19 protein-coding genes and 2 tRNA genes are annotated in these 22,422 nt (G+C 49.0%); 14 read left to right on the plus strand and 7 right to left on the minus strand.

The annotated features are described in order from the left end of the window. Position 1 precedes the first annotated feature (1 nt). A complete protein-coding gene (gene yoeI, locus ACS603_RS00415) occupies positions 2 to 64 on the plus strand; it encodes a membrane protein YoeI (RefSeq protein ID WP_128738933.1) in 63 nt (20 codons plus the stop codon). Next, positions 54 to 1,412, plus strand: coding sequence for an APC family permease (locus ACS603_RS00420; RefSeq protein ID WP_182061650.1), 1,359 nt, complete (start codon positions 54 to 56; stop codon positions 1,410 to 1,412). The genes yoeI and ACS603_RS00420 overlap by 11 nt, the downstream gene beginning before the upstream one ends. Before the next feature lie 85 nt (positions 1,413 to 1,497). Here ACS603_RS00420 and sbcB read toward each other — a convergent pair whose 3' ends face one another. Further along, positions 1,498 to 2,934, minus strand: a complete 1,437-nt coding sequence (gene sbcB, locus ACS603_RS00425) for an exodeoxyribonuclease I (RefSeq protein WP_474943628.1) — start codon at positions 2,932 to 2,934, stop codon at positions 1,498 to 1,500. Positions 2,935 to 3,131: 197 nt separating this feature from the next. On the opposite strand from sbcB, the gene dacD reads away from it, so the two are divergent. From dacD to ACS603_RS00445, 4 genes are all read left to right on the plus strand, one after another. Continuing rightward, positions 3,132 to 4,298: a serine-type D-Ala-D-Ala carboxypeptidase DacD gene (gene dacD / locus ACS603_RS00430; RefSeq protein ID WP_474943573.1), complete on the plus strand. Its 1,167-nt coding sequence runs from the start codon at positions 3,132 to 3,134 to the stop codon at positions 4,296 to 4,298. A 131-nt stretch (positions 4,299 to 4,429) separates the two neighbouring features. Beyond that, on the plus strand, positions 4,430 to 4,903 hold the full coding sequence (gene sbmC, locus ACS603_RS00435) for a DNA gyrase inhibitor SbmC (protein ID WP_395677914.1): 474 nt from the start codon (positions 4,430 to 4,432) through the stop codon (positions 4,901 to 4,903). Between the two features lie 92 nt (positions 4,904 to 4,995). Continuing rightward, a complete protein-coding gene (locus ACS603_RS00440) occupies positions 4,996 to 6,054 on the plus strand; it encodes an FUSC family protein (protein WP_182061644.1) in 1,059 nt (352 codons plus the stop codon). Positions 6,055 to 6,222: 168 nt separating this feature from the next. Beyond that, a complete protein-coding gene (locus ACS603_RS00445; protein WP_008499467.1) occupies positions 6,223 to 6,558 on the plus strand; it encodes a DUF496 family protein in 336 nt (111 codons plus the stop codon). Positions 6,559 to 6,608: 50 nt separating this feature from the next. Here the strand turns inward: ACS603_RS00445 and ACS603_RS00450 are convergent, their stop codons facing one another. Beyond that, complete coding sequence (locus tag ACS603_RS00450) at positions 6,609 to 6,944, minus strand: gamma-glutamylcyclotransferase family protein (RefSeq protein ID WP_474943574.1); 336 nt, start codon at positions 6,942 to 6,944, stop codon at positions 6,609 to 6,611. A 138-nt stretch (positions 6,945 to 7,082) separates the two neighbouring features. Next, positions 7,083 to 7,158, minus strand: a tRNA-Asn gene (locus ACS603_RS00455). Between the two features lie 226 nt (positions 7,159 to 7,384). Here ACS603_RS00455 and emmdR point away from each other — a divergent pair. The 5 genes from emmdR (at position 7,385) to ACS603_RS00480 (ending at position 11,933) form a co-directional block, all read left to right on the plus strand. Then, positions 7,385 to 8,827 (plus strand): multidrug efflux MATE transporter EmmdR, encoded by a 1,443-nt coding sequence (emmdR, locus tag ACS603_RS00460; RefSeq protein ID WP_315686108.1) that lies wholly within the window; start codon positions 7,385 to 7,387, stop codon positions 8,825 to 8,827. A gap of 80 nt (positions 8,828 to 8,907) precedes the next feature. Continuing rightward, positions 8,908 to 8,983, plus strand: a tRNA-Asn gene (locus tag ACS603_RS00465). 451 nt (positions 8,984 to 9,434) lie between these two features. Further along, positions 9,435 to 9,746, plus strand: coding sequence for a phage holin family protein (locus ACS603_RS00470; protein WP_259349665.1), 312 nt, complete (start codon positions 9,435 to 9,437; stop codon positions 9,744 to 9,746). Beyond that, the gene (locus ACS603_RS00475) at positions 9,733 to 10,119 is read left to right on the plus strand and encodes a M15 family metallopeptidase (protein WP_182061641.1); all 387 of its coding nucleotides are present in this window, start codon (positions 9,733 to 9,735) and stop codon (positions 10,117 to 10,119) included. Before ACS603_RS00470 ends, ACS603_RS00475 begins: the two co-directional genes overlap by 14 nt. 287 nt (positions 10,120 to 10,406) lie before the next feature. Continuing rightward, complete coding sequence (locus ACS603_RS00480) at positions 10,407 to 11,933, plus strand: aryl-sulfate sulfotransferase (RefSeq protein ID WP_182061640.1); 1,527 nt, start codon at positions 10,407 to 10,409, stop codon at positions 11,931 to 11,933. Between the two features lie 180 nt (positions 11,934 to 12,113). Here ACS603_RS00480 and ACS603_RS00485 read toward each other — a convergent pair whose 3' ends face one another. Continuing rightward, positions 12,114 to 13,253 (minus strand): cytoplasmic protein, encoded by a 1,140-nt coding sequence (locus ACS603_RS00485; protein WP_474943575.1) that lies wholly within the window; start codon positions 13,251 to 13,253, stop codon positions 12,114 to 12,116. 131 nt (positions 13,254 to 13,384) lie between these two features. Here ACS603_RS00485 and ACS603_RS00490 point away from each other — a divergent pair, with 131 nt between their 5' ends. From ACS603_RS00490 to ACS603_RS00500, 3 genes are all read left to right on the plus strand, one after another. Beyond that, positions 13,385 to 14,941 carry a bifunctional metallophosphatase/5'-nucleotidase gene (locus tag ACS603_RS00490; protein ID WP_474943576.1) on the plus strand — a complete coding sequence of 519 codons (1,557 nt, stop codon included), beginning with the start codon at positions 13,385 to 13,387 and terminating at the stop codon, positions 14,939 to 14,941. 184 nt (positions 14,942 to 15,125) lie between these two features. Continuing rightward, entirely contained in the window at positions 15,126 to 16,688 is a 1,563-nt protein-coding gene (locus ACS603_RS00495) for a bifunctional metallophosphatase/5'-nucleotidase (RefSeq protein ID WP_474943577.1), read from the plus strand. A gap of 69 nt (positions 16,689 to 16,757) precedes the next feature. Beyond that, on the plus strand, positions 16,758 to 17,639 hold the full coding sequence (locus tag ACS603_RS00500; RefSeq protein WP_474943578.1) for a nucleoside-specific channel-forming protein Tsx: 882 nt from the start codon (positions 16,758 to 16,760) through the stop codon (positions 17,637 to 17,639). A gap of 52 nt (positions 17,640 to 17,691) precedes the next feature. On the opposite strand, the gene ACS603_RS00505 is transcribed toward ACS603_RS00500, so the two are convergent. The 3 genes from ACS603_RS00505 to shiA all read right to left on the minus strand — a co-directional run bounded on the left by ACS603_RS00505 (position 17,692) and on the right by shiA (position 22,410). Further along, on the minus strand, positions 17,692 to 19,464 hold the full coding sequence (locus ACS603_RS00505) for an aminopeptidase P family protein (protein WP_474943579.1): 1,773 nt from the start codon (positions 19,462 to 19,464) through the stop codon (positions 17,692 to 17,694). An 18-nt stretch (positions 19,465 to 19,482) separates the two neighbouring features. Further along, entirely contained in the window at positions 19,483 to 20,937 is a 1,455-nt protein-coding gene (locus ACS603_RS00510) for an AMP nucleosidase (RefSeq protein ID WP_474943580.1), read from the minus strand. Positions 20,938 to 21,090: 153 nt separating this feature from the next. Beyond that, positions 21,091 to 22,410, minus strand: a complete 1,320-nt coding sequence (shiA, locus tag ACS603_RS00515; protein ID WP_315686101.1) for a shikimate transporter — start codon at positions 22,408 to 22,410, stop codon at positions 21,091 to 21,093. Positions 22,411 to 22,422: the final 12 nt, after the last annotated feature.

The raw sequence follows: 22,422 nt of genomic DNA on the forward strand, positions 1-22,422 counted from the left end.
AATGGGGCAATTTTTCGCTTACGTGGCGGTTATCACCGTAAAGGAGATTAACCATGTCGCTTAACGCAACTCCAAAAACCTCTCGCGTGGAATTACGTAAGACACTTACGTTGATTCCGGTTGTTATGATGGGCCTTGCCTATATGCAACCAATGACGCTGTTCGATACATTCGGTATCGTATCAGGCCTTACTGACGGTCACGTTGCAACGGCGTACGCCTTTGCGCTGGTCGCCATTCTCTTTACAGCGCTGAGCTACGGTAAACTGGTTCGTCGTTTCCCGTCCGCTGGCTCTGCCTACACCTATGCTCAGAAATCCATTAGCCCGGCGGTTGGCTTTATGGTGGGCTGGTCATCCCTGCTGGACTATTTGTTCATGCCGATGATCAACATTCTGCTGGCAAAAATTTACTTTGAAGCGCTGGTGCCTTCCGTACCATCGTGGATCTTCGTTGTTGCGCTGGTGGCCTTTATGACCATCTCTAACCTGCGCAGCATCAAGACCGTGGCGAACTTCAACACCCTGATTGTTATCCTGCAAATGGGTATTGTTTCTGTCATTGTTGGCCTGATCATCTACGGTGTGTCCCACGGTGAAGGCGCAGGTACGCTGGCGAGCACGCGTCCGTTCTGGTCTGAAGGTGCGCACGTTGTGCCGATGATTACTGGTGCGACTATCCTGTGCTTCTCGTTCCTGGGCTTCGACGGTATCTCTTCTCTGTCTGAAGAGACGAAAGATGCCGAGCGTGTGATCCCTCGCGCCATCTTCCTGACTGCGCTGATTGGCGGCATCATCTTCATTGGTGCTTCTTACTTCCTGCAACTGTACTTCCCGGATATCTCTCGCTTTAAAGATCCGGATGCGTCACAGCCTGAAATCATGCTGTATGTTGCAGGCAAGACTTTCCAGTGGGGCGTGCTGATCTTCTCAAGCGTAACCGTTCTGGCATCCGGTATGGCGGCGCACGCAGGTGTTTCTCGTCTGATGTACGTGATGGGTCGTGACGGTGTGTTCCCAACCCGTTTCTTCGGCTACGTTCATCCGAAATGGCGTACTCCGGCGTGGAACGTGCTGCTTGTTGGTGCCATCGCTCTGCTGGCCATCAACTTTGACCTGGTAACCGCAACGGCGCTGATTAACTTCGGTGCGCTGGTGGCATTTACCTTCGTGAACCTCTCCGTGATCTCTCAGTTCTGGATCCGTGAGAAGCGTAACAAAACGCTGAAAGACCACTTCAACTACCTGTTCCTGCCGGTATGTGGTGCGCTGACCGTTGGCGCGCTGTGGATTAACCTGGAAGAAAGTTCAATGGTTCTGGGTCTGATCTGGGGCGGTATTGGTCTGATTTATCTGGCTTGCGTAACCAAGAGTTTCCGCAACCCGGTTCCTCAGTACGAAGACGTTGCATAACGACTTGCCAGCAAATCCTTAGGCCCGCGCCAGCGGGCAAAAAAAAAGCCGGAGACATCGCCTCCGGCTTTTTTATACCCGTAACTCAGACTATCTCTTGTGCGTACTGGAACAGGGCTTTTAATAGCGCCTGCTTTTCGGCATCGCCTTCGTACTGGTTATATAACGACTCAAGCTCCTGGGCGTATTGCTGAAGGTACTCTGGTGTAAAGACGTTACGGCGATGCTGGAGCCAGCGTTCTTGCTCCACCTCATCCAGCGTACCGGGATAGTTACGTGCCCGGTAATTAAACATCAGCTTCTCAATGCGCTTGTCAGCGAAGGTGATATCCAGTGCCGGTAAGTTACGCGGTTCGGTATTCAGGACGATATTCATGGCGGTGCGGTCGGCATCACTGAAAAAGCCGTTATACAGTTGCGCATCGACATTATCAGATGCCACAAACGGCTCTGCTTCAGCAAAAATGGCGACGACTTTTTCACGCACCTCTGGGTTTTCACGCAACACTTTGAGGTTATCCAGGCAGTGCTGGCGATTGATTCCGAGGCGCTCAGCATCTTCCGGGCGCAGCGTGTTGGCCTGCGCCAGTACCGGACATTTGTTGATATGCACCAGTTTGACCGGAACCGCGGGCAGGTCGCCCAGTTCATTTTTTGGGGTATACAGTCGCTCGCGCAGTGTATCGCTGTCGAGCTCCAGTAGTGGCGAAATGTCACCGGCCAGATCGACCATAATCACGGCATTGCGATTGTCAGGGTGCCAGGCCAGAGGGGCAATCCAGCTGGTATTCCCGCGCCAGGCACCAAACATCCCGGAAATATGTACCAGCGGTTTCATCTGCGGGACATCAATCAGCGTGGTGAGCTTGTGCTTGCTGCGATGGCTTAACAGATACTCAAACAGGCGCGGCTGTGCGGCCTTCACCAGTTTTGCCATGGCGATAGTGGCGTAAACATCCGCCATCGCATCGTGGGCATTGCTGTGTTCAATGCCATTGGCGCGGGTGAGGTGTTCCAGTCTGAAACTCGGCAAGCCATCGTCGTTTTCCGGCCAGTTGATACCCTCCGGGCGCAGCGCATAGCAGGCGCGCATGATGTCGAGCAAATCCCAGCGTGAATTACGGTTCTGCCAGCTCCAGGCGTACGGATCGTAAAAATTACGGTAGAAGATGTTGCGCGTCACTTCATCATCAAAGCGGATGTTGTTGTAACCCACCACACAGGTATTCGGGACGGTAAACAGAGCGTGGATACGGCGAGCGAAGTCAGCCTCGTTAACCCCTTTATCTCGAGCTTCCTGCGGCGTAATGCCGGTCACCATGACAGCACCTGGCTGCGGCAGGTAGTCATCAGCGGGCTTGCAGTAAAAGACTTCCGGCTCGCCAATGATATTGAAATCTTCATCGGTACGGATGGCGGCAAACTGGGATGGCCTGTCCAGCGCCGGGTGGGTACCAAAGGTTTCGTAATCGTGGAATAAAAATGTTGGGCGCGCGGCAGAGTCAGACACCAGTAATACCATCCTGTTAAAAATTGACGTCACTATGGTAAACGATCGTGATGTACAGACCGAATAAAAAGCGCCCTCTGGCGTGAAATTTGCGAGATGGCTTCAGGTAAAACATGTTGTCTGTCACATTTTTTTGCAATTAAGGCAGGTAACGACATCAGAAGTCCCGTAAAAAGGTCAACGATTTTTAATGACCTGAGGATATACCGTTGAAACGCCGTCTGTTTATTGCTGTTTCTTTACTTGCTTCGAGTATCTCATCTGCGCTGGCTGCCGAACCGCTTGATTTTTCACCGCAGCCACCCGCTATCCAGGCAGGATCCTGGGTACTGATGGATTACACCACTGGTCAAATTTTAACGGCGGGCAACGAACACCAGCAACGCAATCCGGCGAGCCTGACAAAGCTGATGACGGGATATGTTGTCGATCGCGCAATTGATAGTCACCGCATCACCCCGGACGATATCGTCACCGTGGGCCGCGATGCGTGGGCGAAAGGGAACCCGGTGTTTGATGGTTCATCCCTGATGTTCCTGAAACCTGGCGATCGGGTGTCCGTCCGTGACCTGAGCAGAGGCCTGATTGTCGATTCCGGTAACGACGCCTGTGTGGCACTGGCAGACCATGTGGCGGGCGGCCAGCCGCAGTTCGTCAACATGATGAATGACTATGTGCAAAAGCTGAATCTGCGCGATACGCACTTCGAAACGGTTCATGGCCTGGATGCGTCGGGGCAGCACAGCTCCGCCTATGACCTGGCAGTTCTGTCCCGGGCAATCATTCACGGCGAGCCTGATTTTTACCATATGTATAGCGAAAAGAGCCTGACCTGGAATGGGATCACCCAGCAGAACCGTAACGGCCTGCTGTGGGATAAAACCATGAACGTGGACGGGCTGAAAACAGGACATACATCCGGGGCAGGCTTTAACCTGATTGCCTCTGCCGTAGACGGTCAGCGCCGCTTAATTGCGGTGGTGATGGGGGCTGATAGTCCGAAAGGCCGTGAAGATCAGGCACGTAAGTTGCTGCACTGGGGGCAACAGAATTTCGATACGGTGCAGATCCTGCATAAGGGTAAAAAAGTGGGCACAGAGCGTATCTGGTACGGTGATAGAGAGCAGGTAACGCTCGGCACGGATCAGGATTTCTGGCTGGCACTGCCAAAAGCGGAAGTACCAAACATCAAAGCGAAATATGTGCTGGATAAAAAAGAGCTGGAAGCGCCGATAGCTGCGCATCAGCGAGTAGGGGAAATTCAGCTCTACGACCGGGATAAGGTTGTGGCGCACTGGCCGCTGGTAACGCTGGAACGCGTTGATAAAGGTGGCTTATTCTCGCGTCTCGGCGACTATCTGCACCACAAAATCTAACCGCGTAAGTTTACCGCTTTCAGCAGACTGGCAGGGATGCGAGTCTGCTCACATAATAAACACTCCTCATTTGTTGTTCATAGAAAATCTGATTTATAGTGTATAAATATACAGTAATAAACGGAGGCAGCATGGACTACAGCATCAGGCAGCAACAGAAACGTAAAATCGCAGGCTTTCACCTGGTCGGGCCGTGGGAAAAAACGGTCAAACAGGGCTTTGAACAACTGGTCATGTGGGTTGACGGGCGTCAGATTCAGCCGCTGGAATGGGTTGCTGTTTACTACGATAACCCGGATGTAGTACCGGCAGAAAAACTGCGCTGTGACACGGCGGTAACGGTGCCGGAAGATTTTGTCATTCCCGAGAACAGTGAAGGGGTGATGATGACCGAAATTGCTGCTGGCGACTACGCTGTCGCCACTGCCAGGGTCGAGAATTTTGATTTTGCGACGCCCTGGTATCAATTCTTCAACTCTCTTTTGCAGGACCACCACTATCAGTGTGCCCCTAAACCCTGTTTTGAACGCTACCTGAACGATGGCAATGCAGACGGCTACTGGGACATTGAAATGTACGTCGCCGTTGAGCACAAAGCGGGTTAATCCTGGTAAAAGCAGGGTTTTTCAGCCGGGTGTGATCCGCCCGGCTGAAAACACAGTACAATTGTGGTTTGCCGAGCTGCTGGAGAGCGGGTGTGCGTCCCGACAAATCATTAACGCCGTTTGAAATTCGGTTGTACCAACACTATCGCGTTGTGCATGGCTGCCGCATAGCGCTGGCCTTTGTACTGACTTTTGTACTGGTACGCTTGCTGAATGTCCCGGAAGGAACGTGGCCGCTGATCACGCTGGTGGTCATCATGGGACCAATCTCGTTCTGGGGAAATGTCGTCCCACGGGCTTTTGAGCGTATCGGTGGCACTGTTTTAGGCTCTGCACTGGGGCTCATTGCCCTGAAACTGGAACTCATCTCGTTTCCGGTCATGCTGGCGTGGTGCGCCGGCGCTATGTTCCTTTGCGGCTGGCTGGCGCTTGGGAAAAAACCGTATCAGGCACTGCTAATTGGTATCACGCTTGCGGTAGTGGTGGGTGCGCCTGCAGGTGATATGACAACCGCTCTCTGGCGAAGCGGGGATGTTATTCTCGGCTCACTGCTGGCGATGCTGTTCACCGGGATTTGGCCACAGCGTGCTTTCCTTCACTGGCGTATCCAGATGGCAAACTACGTGATGGCTTTTAACCGGGTGTATCAGACCGGTTTTTCCCCTAACCTGGTTGAGCGCCCGCGCCTTGAAAAGCATCTGCAAAAAATCCTCAATGAGGTGGTAAAGATGCGGGGGCTGATTAACCCGGCCAGCAAAGAAACCCACATCCAGAAATCCGTATTCGAAGCGATTCAGACGGTCAGTCGTAATCTTGTCTGTATGCTTGAATTGCAAATCAACGCACACTGGGCTTCTCGCCCCAGCCATCTGCTGATGCTTAACGCACACACGTTGAAAGAGACGCAGCAGATGACGCAACAGACGCTGTTAACCATTGCTCACGCGCTCTATGAAGGGAATCCGCAGCCTATTCTGGCAAACAGCGAACGTCTGAATGAAATTGTTGCCGAGCTGAAGCAACTTATTCACGAACGCCAGAGCGACAATGTGGCTGAAACACCGATCCACGGCTACGTCTGGCTGAGCATGGAGCTGGCGCGCCAGCTTGAACTTTTGTCGCATCTGATCTGCCGGGCGCTGCGCAAATAAAAAGCAGCTATCGCCTTATGTGACGCCTGCTGCTTCGATTCAGCAGCAATTGGGGTTATGATAGCGTTAAACGATATACTCATTGTCATTCGCGACCGCTGTCAGTAAGGTTACTGTTACAACGGTTGCTTTAACGAATCCGAATCTCACATTATCAGGGGTGTAAAAATGGAAACTACCAAGCCTTCGTTCCAGGATGTTCTGGAATTCGTCCGCCTGTTCCGCCGCAAAAACAAATTACAGCGTGAAATCCAGGACGTTGAGAAGAAGATCCGTGACAACCAGAAACGTGTTCTGCTGCTGGATAACCTGAGCGATTACATCAAGCCAGGTATGAGCGTTGAAGCTATTCAGGGCATTATCGCCAGCATGAAGAGCGACTATGAAGACCGTGTTGATGACTACATCATCAAAAATGCTGAGCTGTCCAAAGAACGTCGCGACATCTCCAAAAAGCTGAAAGTGATGGGCGAAATCAAAAACGGTGAAGCAAAAAGCGAGTAATCATTGCTGAACGTGAAAAAGGCTCTCTGGTGACAGAGAGCCTTTTTGTTTTAACTCGCGGCGCGCGGCTGTAATTGATAAATCCACGCCGTAACGTGCTGGCCTTCAAGCGTGGTAACACTGACTTCTACCCGGTCGTAACCCTCTTCAAATTCGTCCAGCATCGGCCAGTGCGTTTCAAGGTTGTCGGAAACAAACAGATAGCCGTCAACGCGCGCGCCGTGTTCATCCAGGACAATCCCCGGGAAATCGGCCGCTGCACCCCATCCGCGTGCGTAAAAGGTGCCTTTCACGTAACCGGGCAGCCATTCGCCACCGATGTTTTCCAGAATATGCGCGTTTGAGTGGCCTGGTTGCAGCGTGCCGTAGACAAACAAAGGGTTCATGCTTCATCACCATTGAACAAGAGAATGGCTTAACATAAGGGGGAACAGCAGGGGCTGCAATAGCTTCGATGGAGGAGGGGCATATTGCCTGGTGCTGAAAAGCAAAAAGCCTGCTTTAAAAGCAGGCTTTTCAGAATGTGGCTCCTCTGACTGGACTCGAACCAGTGACATACGGATTAACAGTCCGCCGTTCTACCGACTGAACTACAGAGGAATCGTTGTGGAGGCTTATCTTAGCGGCGAAAAAAGTTTTGTCAAACCTGATCTTAGGTAAAAATGTTCAATTGCTGAATCTGTCGTCAGTTTGTTGTAATTCCAAACATATTTTTATGGAAAATACTTTGCAGGATGAGCATTTCTCCATCATCATTTGAAATGGAGTTTCAACTTTCTCGCTAAGGTCCATTTTGAACGTCACCGCCCCCATACGCCAGGCGATTATGCGCACGCCCTGGTACGCAAAACGTAAAAGTTATCGTGTTCTCTTCTGGCGTGAAATTACCCCTCTTGCTGTTCCCATTTTTCTGGAGAATACCTGCGTCCTGCTGATGGGGGTGTTAAGCACCTTCCTGGTGAGCTGGCTTGGAAAAGAGGCAATGGCCGGTGTGGGTCTGGCAGACAGTTTTAACATGGTGGTGATGTCTTTCTTTGCCGCGATTGACCTGGGGACAACGGTTGTCGTTGCGTTCAGTCTGGGAAAACTGGATCCCAAACGCGCTCGCGAGGCTGCCAGACAGTCGCTGATGATCATGACCATCTTCTCCGTCATTCTTGCGGCGGTGATCCACTATTTCGGTAAAGAAATTATCGACGTTGTGGCGGGCGAGGCAACGGATGAAGTGAAAGCGCTGGCGCTGACCTATCTGGAAATGACGGTATTGAGTTATCCGGCAGCGGCGATAGCACTCATTGGTAGCGGGGCGTTACGCGGGGCAGGGAATACCAAAATTCCGTTGCTGATTAACGGCGGCATGAACATCCTGAATATCATCATCAGCAGTATTCTGATTTACGGTGTGTTCTCATGGAACGGGCTGGGTTTTGCCGGGGCAGGGCTTGGGCTGACTATTTCGCGTTATATCGGCGCGGCGGCCATTATTGGGGTACTGATGACCGGTATGACGCCGTCACTCCGCCTCTCGCTGAAAAGCTATTTCCGACCGCTCAATTTCGCCATTATCTGGGAAGTCATGGGGATTGGTATCCCGGCCAGTATCGAATCGGTGTTGTTTAACGGCGGTAAGCTGCTCACGCAGATGTTCGTGGCAGGAATGGGGACCGATGTTATCGCGGGGAATTTTATTGCCTTCTCTATCGCCTCACTCATCAACCTGCCAGGTAATGCCCTCGGCTCTGCTTCGACAATTATCACTGGCAAACGGCTTGGAAAAGGGCAGGTAGGGCAGGCTGAACGCCAGTTGCGCCACGTTTTTTGGCTCTCAACCATCGGGCTGACCGCAATTGCGTGGGGTAGCGCGCCTTTTGCCGGGCTGATGGCATCGTTCTACACCCATGAAGAGGATGTTAAAGAGGTCGTTAAGATCCTGATTTGGCTCAACGCCGCATTTATGCCGATCTGGGCGGCCTCCTGGGTGCTTCCTGCCGGGCTGAAAGGTGCGCGCGACGCCCGCTTTGCCATGTGGGTATCGATGCTGGGCATGTGGGGGTGTCGCGTAGTGGCGGGGTATACGCTGGGGATTATGCTGGGAATGGGCGTGGTCGGTGTCTGGCTGGGGATGTTCCTCGACTGGGCTGTGCGCGGAGTTCTGTTCTACTGGAGAATGGTGAGCGGGCGCTGGCTATGGAAATATCCCCGCCAAAAAACCGAAATTGTCGATACCGAATCCAAAGAATGCCTGCCAAATGCACGAAGTGGAGAATAATTCGGCAAACGATCAGAAATCTGCATTCTGCCTTTGACATCATCGGGTAGCATCGATAATATGCGCCCCGTTCACACGATTCCTCTGTAGTTCAGTCGGTAGAACGGCGGACTGTTAATCCGTATGTCACTGGTTCGAGTCCAGTCAGAGGAGCCAAATTTGAAAAGCCTGCTTTTAAAGCAGGCTTTTTGCTTTTTTGCGCCAGCGAAATGTTTTCACCCTCACTGTAACTACCGCGTTCACCCATCGACGCGATTGAACCCCCCAGGTACTGCAAAATCCTCGAAGGTCAGAGCGTTACGGCTCCAGCATCATTCCCTACTTAAACCCAGTAGTCGTCGCGCTATCGGGTTTCCCCCTCCCGCTTGCCCCTCTTATGCATTCCACTACTAAATAGTATGATTACAATCAATAAATATTAACTATCATTCGCAGTAGATTGATCGATACAAGCTATTAATTGCATTCCGTGTGACATTCATCACAAAACAGGGTTGCTCAACGTTTATTATTCACTACATAGCAAAAGCAATAGCTCAGTTACGAAAAAATAATCTCATCGGACGGTAACGTTTTTACTTTTTCAACCTTTTAGGAGGTAATTGTTTTGCCATGGAAAGACCCATCAACAAATGCGTTCTTTAGCTGGATTTACATAATATTATTCGGTGCGTGGGGAGGTCTTGTCAGATATATCCTTGATGTTAAGTCTGGTCAGTCTGGACGAAGTTTATTTACGGCATTAGCACAAATTATTGTTTCAGGTTTTACCGGTGTACTTTCTGGATTGATGTCACAAAGCCTTGGTTCGGTATTTCATACTTCACTTGCGGTTAGTGGCATATCAGGTGCAATGGGCGTTGTTGCCCTTAATTATTACTGGAAAAAAATCTCTGGAGATGACAATGATGAACCATGAATTCAGTAAAACTACTGAAAAAAATCTTAAAGGCGTACATAAAGACCTTTCTGATGTAATGAGAAAAGCATTGAAATTATCACCTGTTGATTTTGGTATTTCAGAAGGGTTAAGAAACCAAAAACGGCAGCTTGAACTATTGGCAGCAGGGAAATCATTAACGTCAAATAGCAGGCATTTAACGGGGCACGCTGTTGATATATTTGCAGTTATAAATGGTACCGCCTCATGGGAGTTTAAACATTACCAAACAATTGCCACAGCAGTGTTTCAGGCTGCGAAGGAGTTGGATGTTGATATTGAATGGGGTGGTAACTGGACGGAAATAAAGGATGGTGTTCATTTTCAGCTCTCAAGGAAAATGTATCCATAATAGCATCTGAAAGTTTCTCACAGATCTTTTATACAGATAATACGGTACACCTGCATTTGCAGGATGATTAGCCACGTCGCTGTTTACACAGCTATTTTGTAAGAGGAGTACTACAATACACATCCATTTTTAATTACTGCTGAAAGTAGTAGGTAAACTATTGCCTATACAAGCAATTACTGTACATATCTAATCAAATAATAATATATGGATATTATTATGTTCTATATGTATGGGTGTTTAATAAAAATCGTATTTTAAATCTTAAATCCAAAAGGAATAAAATCATGACAATTACTTATGTTAAAACTGAACTTGCACCGGCTGACAACCAACTTGCTGCTTATCTTTATTTTACTTCAGATACACCAGTTAGCTACTCTTACACTGTAGCAAAACGGACAACCAGTTCGACTAGCGTAGATTTCACCTATTCCTCGGAGCTGATTTATGGTGTTTCTCAAACCATAAAAATTCCTGTCATTGGTCTTTATGCACAATATGCAAACGACGTTCAGGTTGTGTTTAAGGACGAAACTGGGGCTGAAGTTTTCAATCAACCATTCTCTGTTAGCACGGTGGATCAGGTTTATGATAAATCTGTAATCTTCCATCTCGATATTGAACAAACTGATCCTGCGCTGTTTACATCTGTTTGGGGAAATAGTTGGTTGATGCAATCGACTGGCCGAGGTTACGATCAAAATGGTGACCTGCGTTTTAACTTCTTATCAGTGTATCATCTCCAGCCGCTGAGAATTCACAATGGTTACATCTATACTGGTAGCGATGAAGATATGTCGTGGTATGGTCGTCGCTTTTTCAAAATTGACATTCTCGGTAATGTTATCTTTGAATTCGACATGCGTGATTCAGATGGCAATCACTATTCAAATACTCACGATTTAGTCTGGGACTCAGCTGGCGATATTTATATGTTCGGTAACGATAGTCCTAATCGTATAACCAACACGATGGGGCAAGATTCTTTGGTTCTTAAATTTAACGATCAGACCGGGAAAATGATTTGGGCAAAAAATTACACCAGTGAGTATAGCGGTACTCAAATTTTGAATAACAGTACTCCTAATGATATTCATTTAAACTCACTTTCATGGATTGCAAGTAGCCCAAATAATGATGAAGCAGTTATTGTTCATTCCCGTTCAACGAGTACGACGTTTGGCGTATCTATCGTTGATGGTAGTATCTTGTGGGCGATCGATACCGGGAATTTCAACCCTCAATTCCCGGTGAATCCAGATACTATTCAGATTGATAATTCCGGTATTACTCACTATGAAAATGGTGCTCACACTGTGTGCATTACAAATAATAGTGCATTTGCAGAATATATCGACTCTACCGTGGGGAAATTTGTTTTATCTGTCTTTGATAATAGATCATGTCTTGATGCAGATGGAAATCCTGTTGTACGCCCGATGAATGACGATGCAACAACGGATGCCTATTCAACACCTCCTGCTCGTATTCTGTTCTATGCTGTTGACTTAGCAGCGAAAACGGCTGTGGAAATTCAAGCGCCTATCGAACTGCCAACCACACCTATCGTCCAGTGGACTGATTTTATGGGGGGAGTGTTTGACCATGATGATTACTTTGTTATTTTTACCAACCATGCTCGTTCATTCTTTATCTCTGATGTGAACGGTAACATGATTGCCACCATCTACGATGTAATTTCTCTTCCTGATGGTGCGCCGCAATTCCCAGCAGAGGGCTATCGTGCAAGATTATTTAACGAAACAGAGCTATCTGATCTAATCACTACGGCATCAATTACTGTAAACTAAAGAAACGGTTTATGTATAAAGAACAAGTGCGATTGATCATCCGTTTTAATAAATAATTGATCACATTGCATATATTAAAAGGGTTCATGTATTTGCATGAACCCTTGACGATACAGACCAGGTATTTAGTGCCTGTCTCCACAAGACGATAAGATCACGGGAAAATGCAACATGGCCTCATTATTCTCGGTTTTCATTTTCCTTCATAATCTTACAGTTGTAGTCTTGCGCCAGGGAACATAGTATTTGTGTTACGCGCCCTGCGGATAATTTAGCGCTATGGATAAAATCCGTTTGTTTATATAGCCATTGGATATAGTGCCTACTGGCTGCTAAAGAGAGTGTTTTAGCGTTATTGCTATCCCCATTCGTTAATGAGCAAACCATCTTACGGTTTTTTCCCTGTACCCAAAGCGACCACTGACTTTGCCACCAGCCATGCCGCGTTTTACCCTGAAAATGCCAGGGCATATTCGTATCACTGTCGCTTATATCCTCCTCTATATACCAAAGTTCAGCTTGTCGTTGGCGGAACAGTTTTGCCCAAACAGTAATAACTGCTCCCCGAAGAAAACATTCGTGAGAAATAAGATGTGTCTTTATCTCAGGAAAGAGGATGTTCAGTACCCGAAAATGCCCATGAGCAGCGATAACCGGACGCAGAATAGCACCTTTTGCAATGCGTTTGAGTACAGCACTTCCGTACTGAATTTCATCGAACTGACTGCGATGTAGAAATTGCATCTCGCGCATATCAACGTGTTTTACGATATCACTGTGATCCAAATCAGGCTCAATATTCCCTCGGCAGAGATAACGTAGGGTTTCCCCGGCGGGATGCTGAGTGAAATTAGTGGAAATATGAATAATATTACCTTGAATAGCATCGAAACTTAACAGGACATACAGTTTTTGATCTGCTCTCCTCCCCTGGAACGGCACAATTAAAGATACCGTTTCAATCCGTTCTGGTGATGTTATTTCTCTTAGTAATTGCCGTTTCGGTGTCCAGACTTTTTTGCAGGTTCGGCACTGAACGCGCTGTGTTCCTTGCGGATTATAACCATAGCGAATAGTTTCTTTGCCATAACATACAGGACAAAAATAGCCACTTTCAGAAGCATAGGCACTTAAGTGAGCTGACAACCATTCATTAAATTGATGTGCTTCAAATAGAGGAGGATAACTACCACATGCCCGACAGTGCAATGCCGGATAACCCAGTCGATAGTCCGGCCAACGGTAATCTTCAGATGTCGCTAACCCTAAATTGCGACACCCAAACGTCTTGCAGCTATTAATTGTAAATAAAGTCGACATAAGCCACCAACGATTTCAAGAGGTCGGTGATTTTGAACTATAACGTCGATTTGATTGTGTGAACAGACGCACATATCAATGTCTTTCAGAACGTAAAATACCCGAAATTAATGTGAATGAAGGTGAAAATTATGAAATTAAAAGTGATTGCTACGGGTATTTTGTTGACATTACCATTCTGGGCCTGTGCCAAGGATGTCACTATTATTTATACCAATGATCTCCATGCCCATGTGGAACCTTATAAAGTGCCATGGATTGCTGACGGTAAACGTGACATCGGTGGCTGGGCAAATATCACCACGCTGGTAAAAAAGGAAAAAAGCAAAAACGAAGCTACATGGTTTTTTGATGCAGGTGACTATTTTACCGGCCCTTATATCAGCAGTTTAACGAAGGGCAAGGCGATCATTGATATTATGAATACCATGCCGTTTGATGCAGTCACAATGGGCAATCATGAATTTGATGATGGCTGGGATAATACGTTGATCCAGCTTAGCCAGGCGAAATTCCCCATTGTACAGGGCAATATTTTTTATCAGAACAGCGATAAAGCGTTTTGGGATAAGCCATATACCATTATTGAGAAAGAGGGAGTAAAAATTGGCGTTATAGGCTTGCACGGCGTGTTTGCCTTTGATGATACCGTTTCCGCTACAACGCGCGAAGGTATTGAAGCACGGGATGAGATTAAATGGTTACAGCGTTATATCGATGAACTTAAGGACAAAGTGGATTTGACCGTATTGCTGGTCCACGAAGGCACACCTGCCCGTCAGTCCAGTATAGGAAGCACAGATGTGCGTCGTGCGCTGGATAAGGATATTCAGACGGCAAGCCAGGTGAAAGGTCTGGATATTCTGATTACCGGACATGCGCATGTCGGTACGCCGGAACCGATTAAAGTAGGTGATACGCTAATCCTCTCGACCGACAGCGGTGGTATCGATGTAGGGAAACTGGTACTGGACTACAAAGAGAAGCCACATAGCTTTACGGTGAAAAATTTCGAGCTTAAAACCATATACGCTGATGAGTGGAAGCCGGATCCGCAAACGAAGCAAGTGATTGACCGCTGGAATAAGAAACTTGATGAAGTGGTAGGACAAACGGTGGCGCAGTCGCCGGTTGAATTAACACGTGCATATGGTGAATCAGCCTCACTTGGCAATCTTGCTGCGGACGCTTTGCTGGCCGCTGCAGGTAAAACTACACAGTTGGCTTTAACCAACTCTGGCGGTATCCGCAGTGAGATCCCGTCTGGTGCGATTACGATGGGGGGGGTCATTAGTACATTCCCATTCCCTAACGAGCTGGTCACTATGGATCTTACCGGTAAACAATTACGTAGTCTGATGGAGCATGGTGCAAGTTTAAGTAACGGGGTGCTGCAGGTCTCAAAAGGCGTGGAAATGAAGTACGACAGTAGTAAGCCTGTTGGACAACGAGTTCTGGAACTTACACTTAATGGCAAGGCGACTGAGGATGCGACGGTTTATCACATTGCTACCCAAAACTTCCTTGCTGATGGTGGCGACGGCTTCACCACGTTTACCGAGGGTAAAGCGCGTAATACAAACGGTGGGTATTACGTTTACAACGCAGTGATCGATTACTTTAAAGCAGGTAACACCATTACCGATGAACAACTTACCGGTATGCGCGTTGCTGATGTGAAAAAATAATTTTTTCTGCCGCAATAGTTTCCGAGTGGTGTCATCAGTTGATGAATAATCGGCTTTATTGACTATTTCTTGCCTTTAAAGCCGATATGGAGGCGTTACTGTAAAACAATGAAAACATGCAAATGTCTGCATGAGATCTTGACTGAAATATAATAATTATTCATAAAGTTGAAAGGGTTTTATTATGAAGAGAAGAACTAAGCTTAGTTTGATTGCATTGTGTTTGTCTGCAACATTAACAGCATCAGTTAGCGCAAAGGATGTGACGATCTATTACACCAACGATTTACATGCTCATGTATCTCCAGGGAAAGTTCCCGTCGTCGACAAAGAACGTTTGGTCGGTGGTTTTGCGAACATAGCAACCATCGTTAATGATGCAAAGAAAAAAAGTAAAGATGTATTTTTCTTTGATGCGGGAGATTATTTTACCGGGCCTTATATAAGCACCTTAACCAAAGGTGAAGCAATTATTGACATAATGAATGCAATGCCCTTTGATGCGGTGTCAGTGGGGAATCATGAATTTGACCATGGCGTTGATAATATGGTTAAACAGTTATCAAAAGCGGATTCCCCTATTTTACTGGGTAATGTATTTTATGCCAAAAGTGACAAGCCCGTATGGAATAACCCCTGGACGATTGTCGAAAAAGATGGCGTTAAAATTGGCGTAATTGGTATACATCAGAAATTTGCATTTTATGACACAGTTGCCGCTAAGGCTTACGCTGGCGCAGAGACCCGTGATGAAGTACCTTACATTCAAAAAGGGCTTGATGCGTTAAAAGGCAAGGTTGATATCATCGTATTGCTTATCCATGAAGGTACGCCAGCGCGCCAGTCAAGTTATGGAAATAAAGACGTAGCCAGGATGTTGCAAGCCGATATCGATACCGCAAAGAAATTTAAGGGCATTGATGTGTTAATCACCGGTCATGCTCATGTGGGTACACCTGAGCCAATAAAAGTGAATGACACGCTTATCGTTTCAACGGATGCGTATGGTACCGATATTGGTAAACTTGTATTGAATCTAAACCCGCAGACTAAAAAAATTGATGGCTATAGCGGTAAACTAATCACTATATTTGCAGACGAATATAAACCGGACCCAAAAGTTCAAGCCAGGATTGATGAGTGGAATGCTAAACTGAAAAGTATCACTGACCAAATCATTGGGTCGACAACGACAGCATTCACGCGTTCTTATGGTGAATCGTCACCTGTGGGTAATTTAGTTATTGATGCCATGATGGCTAAAGCGCCAGACGCCGTCGTGGGGTTACAAAACAGCGGAGGGTTGCGTGCTGATTTACCACAAGGTGAGTTAAGTTATGGTGATGTAATTACTACCTTCCCATTTAATAACGAACTTATTGAAATGGATCTCACCGGAAAGGATCTCGTCAATTTAATGGTCCACGCAACTAATCTTACCAATGGAGTTTTGCAAGTCTCAAAAAACGTTCATGTTGAATATGACAGTAAAAAACCATTGGGTGAGCGAATCATTAAATTCACTATTGATAATCAAGCAGTAGATCTAACCAAAACATATCGGGTTGCTACACACTCATTTTGCGCGACGGGTGGAGATGGATTTGACGCGTTCTTAAAAGGAACGAATATCAAAACGATCAACAGTACAACTTCTGCTGAGTCAATCATGGATTATGTCAAGACTCATAATCCATTGAAACCCGATCTTGAGATGAGAGTGGTCGACGTAAGTATGGCTAAATAGACTCAATAATATACTTCCTATAAATGAATAAATTTTATCCACATACCTCTGTGGAAGGAATCTCTACTTATGCAAAAAATAACAAATATATTATCAGGTGTATTTATACTGTTACCCACGGCAGCATTGGCAGACTCTGTAAGTAATGAATATTTATCAGACTGGTGGCATCAAAGCATTAATGTGGTTGGAAGCAACTCAACTCGCTTTGGGCCACTAAAAAGAGCAGACTTATATCCAGAGTATCGTGCCTGGGCTCATGTGGATTGGTTTGATTTCTACGGTTACGCAGACTTACCTAAGTTTTTTGGTATAGGCAATGATAATGATATCGGTATTTGGGACAATGGTTCTCCATTTTTTGCAGAGATAGAGCCGCGTTTTAGCATCGACAAGTTAACAGGACTCGATCTAAGCTTCGGTCCATTTAAAGAATGGTATTTTGCCCACAACTATATCTATGATGCAGGTTCCAACGCAGGGCAGCGACAGAGTACCTGGTATATGGGGCTAGGAACAGATATTGATACGGGGCTACCGATGACGTTATCTGCAAACATCTATGCCAAATATCAAGGGAACAATTACAATGCTGCCAACGAAAATGAGTGGGATGGATATCGCTTCAAGGTAAAATATGTCATACCTCTTACAACAATATTTGGTGGCAAACTAAGTTATGTCGGTTTTACCAATTTTGATTTTGGTTCAGACCTAAAAGATGAATCAGGCGGAGAGCAACAATTTTACTCGCGTACAAATAGTTCGATAGTGTCCACCAACGTGCTCAGCCTGGTTTATCCTCACTGGAACTACGGTGCAACCCTTCGTTATTTCTATCATGGCGGGCAATTTGATGAAGGTAGTAAAGCATTTAACAGCGATGGAAATATCACCACTATAGATTCAACAGGGTGGGCATACTATTTAACTGTCGGTTACGCTTTTTAATATAACTGCCGGGTAAGGCAAAGCCGCCACCCGGCATCAAAACAACAGCACCCTACCGGGTAACGCGAATCGGCGCCGTCGCCTCAAACAGCCACGGCCGTGCATCGCTGTCTACCCGCGGCGATAACACATCGCGAACCTGCTGGTGGTACTCGTCCAGCCACTGTTTTTCCTGCTCGTTCAACAAATGCAGCTCAACCTGGCTCAGGTCAATCGGGATCAGGGTCAGAGAGGCAAATTTACAGAAGCCCGGGCGGCTCTCGACAATTTCCACCTGGTTTTCAATACGAATACCGTGGCTGTCAGCCAGATAGTAACCAGGTTCAATGGTCATGATATTTCCTGCCACCAGCGGCCACGGGTTAACCTTCTTCGCTAAACGATGCGGGTTCTCGTGGATAAGCAGCTGATGGCCCACTCCATGTCCGGTACCGTGATCGTAATCCAGACCCATTTCCCACAGCGGGCGACGCGCAAATGCATCCAACTGGTGCCCCTGAGTCCCGGACGGGAATTGCAGCGTAATCAGCGATAAAAAGCCTTTCAGCACGGCGGTGTAGTGCAAACGCTGCTGTGGTTCAACTTTGCCCCATGCCAGCGTGCGCGTAGCGTCCGTGGTGCCGTTGCGGTACTGACCGCCGGAGTCATTCAGGTAAAAATGGTCATGACCAATAGGCTTGTTGCTGGTTTCACTTGAGTGGTAATGGCACATCGCCGCATTGCTGGACGAAGCAGAAATAGTGGCAAAACTCTGTTCGATAAAACCTGGCTGACGCTCGCGGAACACCAACTGCTGTGCCTGAACATCCAGTTCCGTCAGCGGTTTGCCCGCGGCAACGCGTTGTGGCACTTCGCGTGACAGCCAGGCCAGGAAATTCACCCACGCCGCGCCATCCTGATGATGGCAGTCACGGTATCCGGCAAGCTCAGTTGGATTTTTTCCGGCCTTCATCAGGGTGATTGGGTCAGTCTGCCAGACAATTTCCCCCTGTGGCTCAATGGCAAAACGCAATGCCACAGGCGCAGAATCGGCGTCGACCAGAACGCGTTTACCCTTTGAAATCTGCTGACAACGCCCGATAAAAGCATCCTGCGGTGAAAGCGTGAAAGCCTCTTTTACCGCGTCGGGGAGTTCGCTCAGCTTGTTGTCGTTAACAAACCACTCAACAGCACCGTCACGGTTGAGCAGGGCAAATGAGAGGGGAACCGGGCTGGTCGGAATATCAGAACCGCGCACGTTCAGTAGCCAGGCGATGTTGTCCGGCAGCGTAATGGCCAGATAATCCGCATTTTTCTCAGCGAGGATCTTCGCAACACGCTGGCGTTTATCGGCGCTACTCTCGCCGCTTACCGCATCCGGCATCTCGCGGATAAGCCCCGCAGGTGCCGCAGGGCGGCCTGCCCATAGCGTATCGAACGGAGAAGTCTTCAGCGGCACCAGCTCGCACGGCGTGGCTGACAGCTGCTGATAGTCTGAATTAGTCATCAACAGCGCCTCAAAACCAATGCGCGTCCCTTCCTTAATGTTTTGCGCCAGCCATTGTGCCAGCGGCTCGTTGTGCAGATGGTGGATCTCAACGTCGTCCAGATTGACCTGAACGCGCGCCTGGACCTGATAGCGGCCATCAACGAACAGTAGCGCTTTGTCTTTCAGTACCAGCGCCAGCCCGGCGGAGCCGTCAAAGCCTGTCAGCCAGGCCAGTTTTTCGTCGTACGGCGCGCAGTACTCGCTTTGCCAGGCATCGGCACGTGGGACGATCATCCCGTCGAGATGGTTTTCTTCCAGCCACTGACGCAGTGCAGCGAGCGATGATGTGGTGTGCATTGTTTTTCCTTTTTGTTATTAGCGGAACGGCGGCTCGTTGAAGGTACGCAATTTGCGGGAGTGCAGTTTATCGCCTTCCGCACGCAGTAAATCGATGGCGCGAATGCCGATTTGCAGGTGTTCGGAAATCGCGCCTTCATAGAAACGATTTGCCTGGCCGGGAAGTTTGATTTCCCCGTGTAGCGGTTTATCAGACACACACAGCAGCGTGCCGTAAGGAACGCGGAACCGGTAACCCTGTGCGGCGATGGTGGCGCTTTCCATATCGATAGCCACCGCGCGGCTTAAGTTGAAACGCAGCGCAGAGGCAGAGTAGCGCAGCTCCCAGTTGCGGTCATCGGTGGTGACAACCGTGCCGGTACGCAGGCGTTGTTTAACTTCTTCGCCCGGCATCCCGCTGACCTCTTTGGTGGCGTCGTACAGCGCGCGCTGGACTTCGGCAATGCTTGGGATCGGGATATCGGGCGGCAGTACCGCATCCAGCACGTGATCGTCACGCAGATAGGCATGAGCCAGTACGTAATCGCCAATCAACTGGCTTTCACGCAATCCGCCGCAGTGGCCAATCATCAGCCAGACGTCCGGGCGCAGCACCGCCAGATGGTCACAGATGGTTTTGGCGTTAGAGGGGCCAACGCCGATGTTGATCAGCGTGATCCCCTGGCCGTCAGCGGTGATCAGATGCCAGGCAGGCATCTGGTGCTTTTTCCATGCCAGGTCGGAAATGGCCTGCTCGGGGGCTTCGGTTTCGGCCGTGATCCAAATTCCCCCCGCGCAGGAGAGCGCGATATACGGGCTATCCGGGTCAAGGATTTGGCTGCAACCCCAGCGAACAAACTCATCTACATAGCGGGTGTAGTTGGTAAACAACACGAAAGGCTGGAAATGCTCCACTGGCGTGCCGGTGTAGTGGCGCAGGCGGGCCAGTGAGAAATCCACGCGACGGGCATCAAAATGCGAAAGCGGGGAATACTCAGCCGGGTGATAAATACCATCCGCGGTTTCATCGCCAATCTGCGACAACTCTGTGGTCGGGAAGTGACGCGTCAGCCCCGCACTCATTGAACGGTCAAGAGTCAGCGCAGAGCCGTCAATCACATAGGGATACGGGATTTCATGACGAGAGGGTTCAACACTGATGTGCGCACCGTAATCCTGGAACAGCAGCGTGAGCTGTTCTTCAAGGTAAGGGCGGAACAGGGCAGGGCGGGTGACGGTAGTGGTGTAGCAGCCTGAGTGCGTAAAGCGCGCATAGGCACGGGTTTTTGGCGTGCTGGTGGCGCTTCCGTCCCAGGTGACGGAGAGTGCTGGATAAACAAAAAGGCCATTGCTTCTGGCCTTATCGTCGGGAAGTTTTCCGTTTTCAATGTACTCACTAATGGCGCTGCGCAACGCGTTAACAGACTGTTCGTACAGCGCATCGAGTTTTTCCAGTGCCTGAGCCGGGGTCAGGCTGGAGCCCTTATTATTCATCTCTGTCTCCTTGTTCCACAGGTGTGCGGCTACACCCGATAGTATGTCACAGGAGTGTGAAACAAAAGTCGGTATTCAGGGATATGACAAAAGGCTGCCGCAACAGCCCTGACACGTAAAACAGCGGCGGAAGCAACGGCTTCCGCCTGGGGATCAAGGGTGAGAGGTCTCTTTCATCAACAGGGCTGTTGCCGCCGAAACCAGGCAGCCACCCAGCAGATAAATTGCCACGCTGTGCCAGTTACCCCCGGAAAAGGTGACCAGCGCGGCAGCAATAAACGGGGTAAACCCACCGCCCACCACGCTCGCAACCTGATACCCTACGCCAGCACCGCTATAGCGATAACTCGCGCCGAACAGTTCGGTAAACATGGGCTGCTGCACGCACACCACCATGTCATGCGCGATATTTGCCAGCATGATGGCAAAAAAGACGATCCAGAAGACTGACTGTGCTTCCAGTGCCATAAAGAATGGCCAGGCGCTAAGCGTACCAATCAGCGCGCCAGTGATATAGACGCGGCGGCGGCCAAACCGGTCGGCCAGCCAGGCAAAGCAGGGGATAGTCAGACAGCTTATGCCACCCACCAGCAGCCCGATATTCAGGAACAGCTCGCGCGGTAACCCCAGATTCTGCGTCGAATAATTAAGGGCGAAAGCGGTGACGATATACATGGTCAGCAGCTCGCACAGACGCAGGGCAATAATTTTCAGAAAAGCGCCAGGGTGCTGGGCAAGTGCTTCCATCACGGGCAGTCGTTTTTTAACCACCGGTTTCTCCTGCTGCTGCTGCTTCTCAAATTCCGCAGATTCCTCCATGCCGTTACGCACCCACAGTGCCGCTATCACCAGAACGATGCTGAAGATAAAGGGAATACGCCATCCCCAGCTCAGGAACTGCTCGTCGGTAGTCAGTTGGCTAATCAGCGATACCAGCCCGGTTGAGAGCAGCAGGCCAACGCCATACCCCACCTGCACACCGCTGCTGTAAAACGCTTTCTTATTCTTAGGCGCACTTTCCACAGACAACAGCGCAGCCCCCCCCCATTCACCGCCAACGGCGAAACCCTGAATCGCACGCAGGATGACCAGCAGAACGGGTGCCCACCAGCCAATAGAGGCAAATGACGGCAGGATACCGATAAGCGCGGTGGCACCGCCCATCATCCACACGGTGAGCATCAGCATCCGCTTGCGCCCGAGACGATCGCCAAAGTGGCCGAAGATCACGCCGCCGAGAGGGCGGAACAGAAATCCCACGCCGAACGTGGCAAACGCGGCCAGTGTGCCCATCGCAGGGCTAATCTGGGGGAAGAATTCACGGTTAAATACCAGGGCGGCAGTGATGCCATAGAGCAGAAAATCATACCAGTCGACGACGGCCCCTGCGAAGCTACCGAGAGCGGCGCGGCGGGCACGATTGAGCGAAGGTGTCTCCTCATTAGGGCGTGCGGAGGTGAGGGTGGAGTCCATAGTTGTCCTGTC

The sequence above is a fragment of the Enterobacter sp. Li2LvB3 genome, assembly GCF_056156645.1.

Excerpts from the sequence above, each read along its gene's own strand:
- ACS603_RS00480 (WP_182061640.1), top strand. The coding sequence starts at position 10,407 with ATGACAATTACTTATGTTAAAACTGAACTTGCACCGGCTGACAACCAA.
- ACS603_RS00500 (WP_474943578.1), top strand. The coding sequence starts at position 16,758 with ATGCAAAAAATAACAAATATATTATCAGGTGTATTTATACTGTTACCC.
- emmdR (WP_315686108.1), top strand. The coding sequence starts at position 7,385 with ATGCGCACGCCCTGGTACGCAAAACGTAAAAGTTATCGTGTTCTCTTC.
- ACS603_RS00450 (WP_474943574.1), bottom strand. The coding sequence starts at position 6,944 with ATGAACCCTTTGTTTGTCTACGGCACGCTGCAACCAGGCCACTCAAAC.
- shiA (WP_315686101.1), bottom strand. The coding sequence starts at position 22,410 with ATGGACTCCACCCTCACCTCCGCACGCCCTAATGAGGAGACACCTTCG.
- ACS603_RS00475 (WP_182061641.1), top strand. The coding sequence starts at position 9,733 with ATGATGAACCATGAATTCAGTAAAACTACTGAAAAAAATCTTAAAGGC.
- ACS603_RS00495 (WP_474943577.1), top strand. The coding sequence starts at position 15,126 with ATGAAGAGAAGAACTAAGCTTAGTTTGATTGCATTGTGTTTGTCTGCA.
- ACS603_RS00510 (WP_474943580.1), bottom strand. The coding sequence starts at position 20,937 with ATGAATAATAAGGGCTCCAGCCTGACCCCGGCTCAGGCACTGGAAAAA.
- ACS603_RS00505 (WP_474943579.1), bottom strand. The coding sequence starts at position 19,464 with ATGCACACCACATCATCGCTCGCTGCACTGCGTCAGTGGCTGGAAGAA.
- ACS603_RS00490 (WP_474943576.1), top strand. The coding sequence starts at position 13,385 with ATGAAATTAAAAGTGATTGCTACGGGTATTTTGTTGACATTACCATTC.
- sbcB (WP_474943628.1), bottom strand. The coding sequence starts at position 2,934 with ATGGTATTACTGGTGTCTGACTCTGCCGCGCGCCCAACATTTTTATTC.
- ACS603_RS00445 (WP_008499467.1), top strand. The coding sequence starts at position 6,223 with ATGGAAACTACCAAGCCTTCGTTCCAGGATGTTCTGGAATTCGTCCGC.
- ACS603_RS00485 (WP_474943575.1), bottom strand. The coding sequence starts at position 13,253 with ATGTCGACTTTATTTACAATTAATAGCTGCAAGACGTTTGGGTGTCGC.
- ACS603_RS00420 (WP_182061650.1), top strand. The coding sequence starts at position 54 with ATGTCGCTTAACGCAACTCCAAAAACCTCTCGCGTGGAATTACGTAAG.
- sbmC (WP_395677914.1), top strand. The coding sequence starts at position 4,430 with ATGGACTACAGCATCAGGCAGCAACAGAAACGTAAAATCGCAGGCTTT.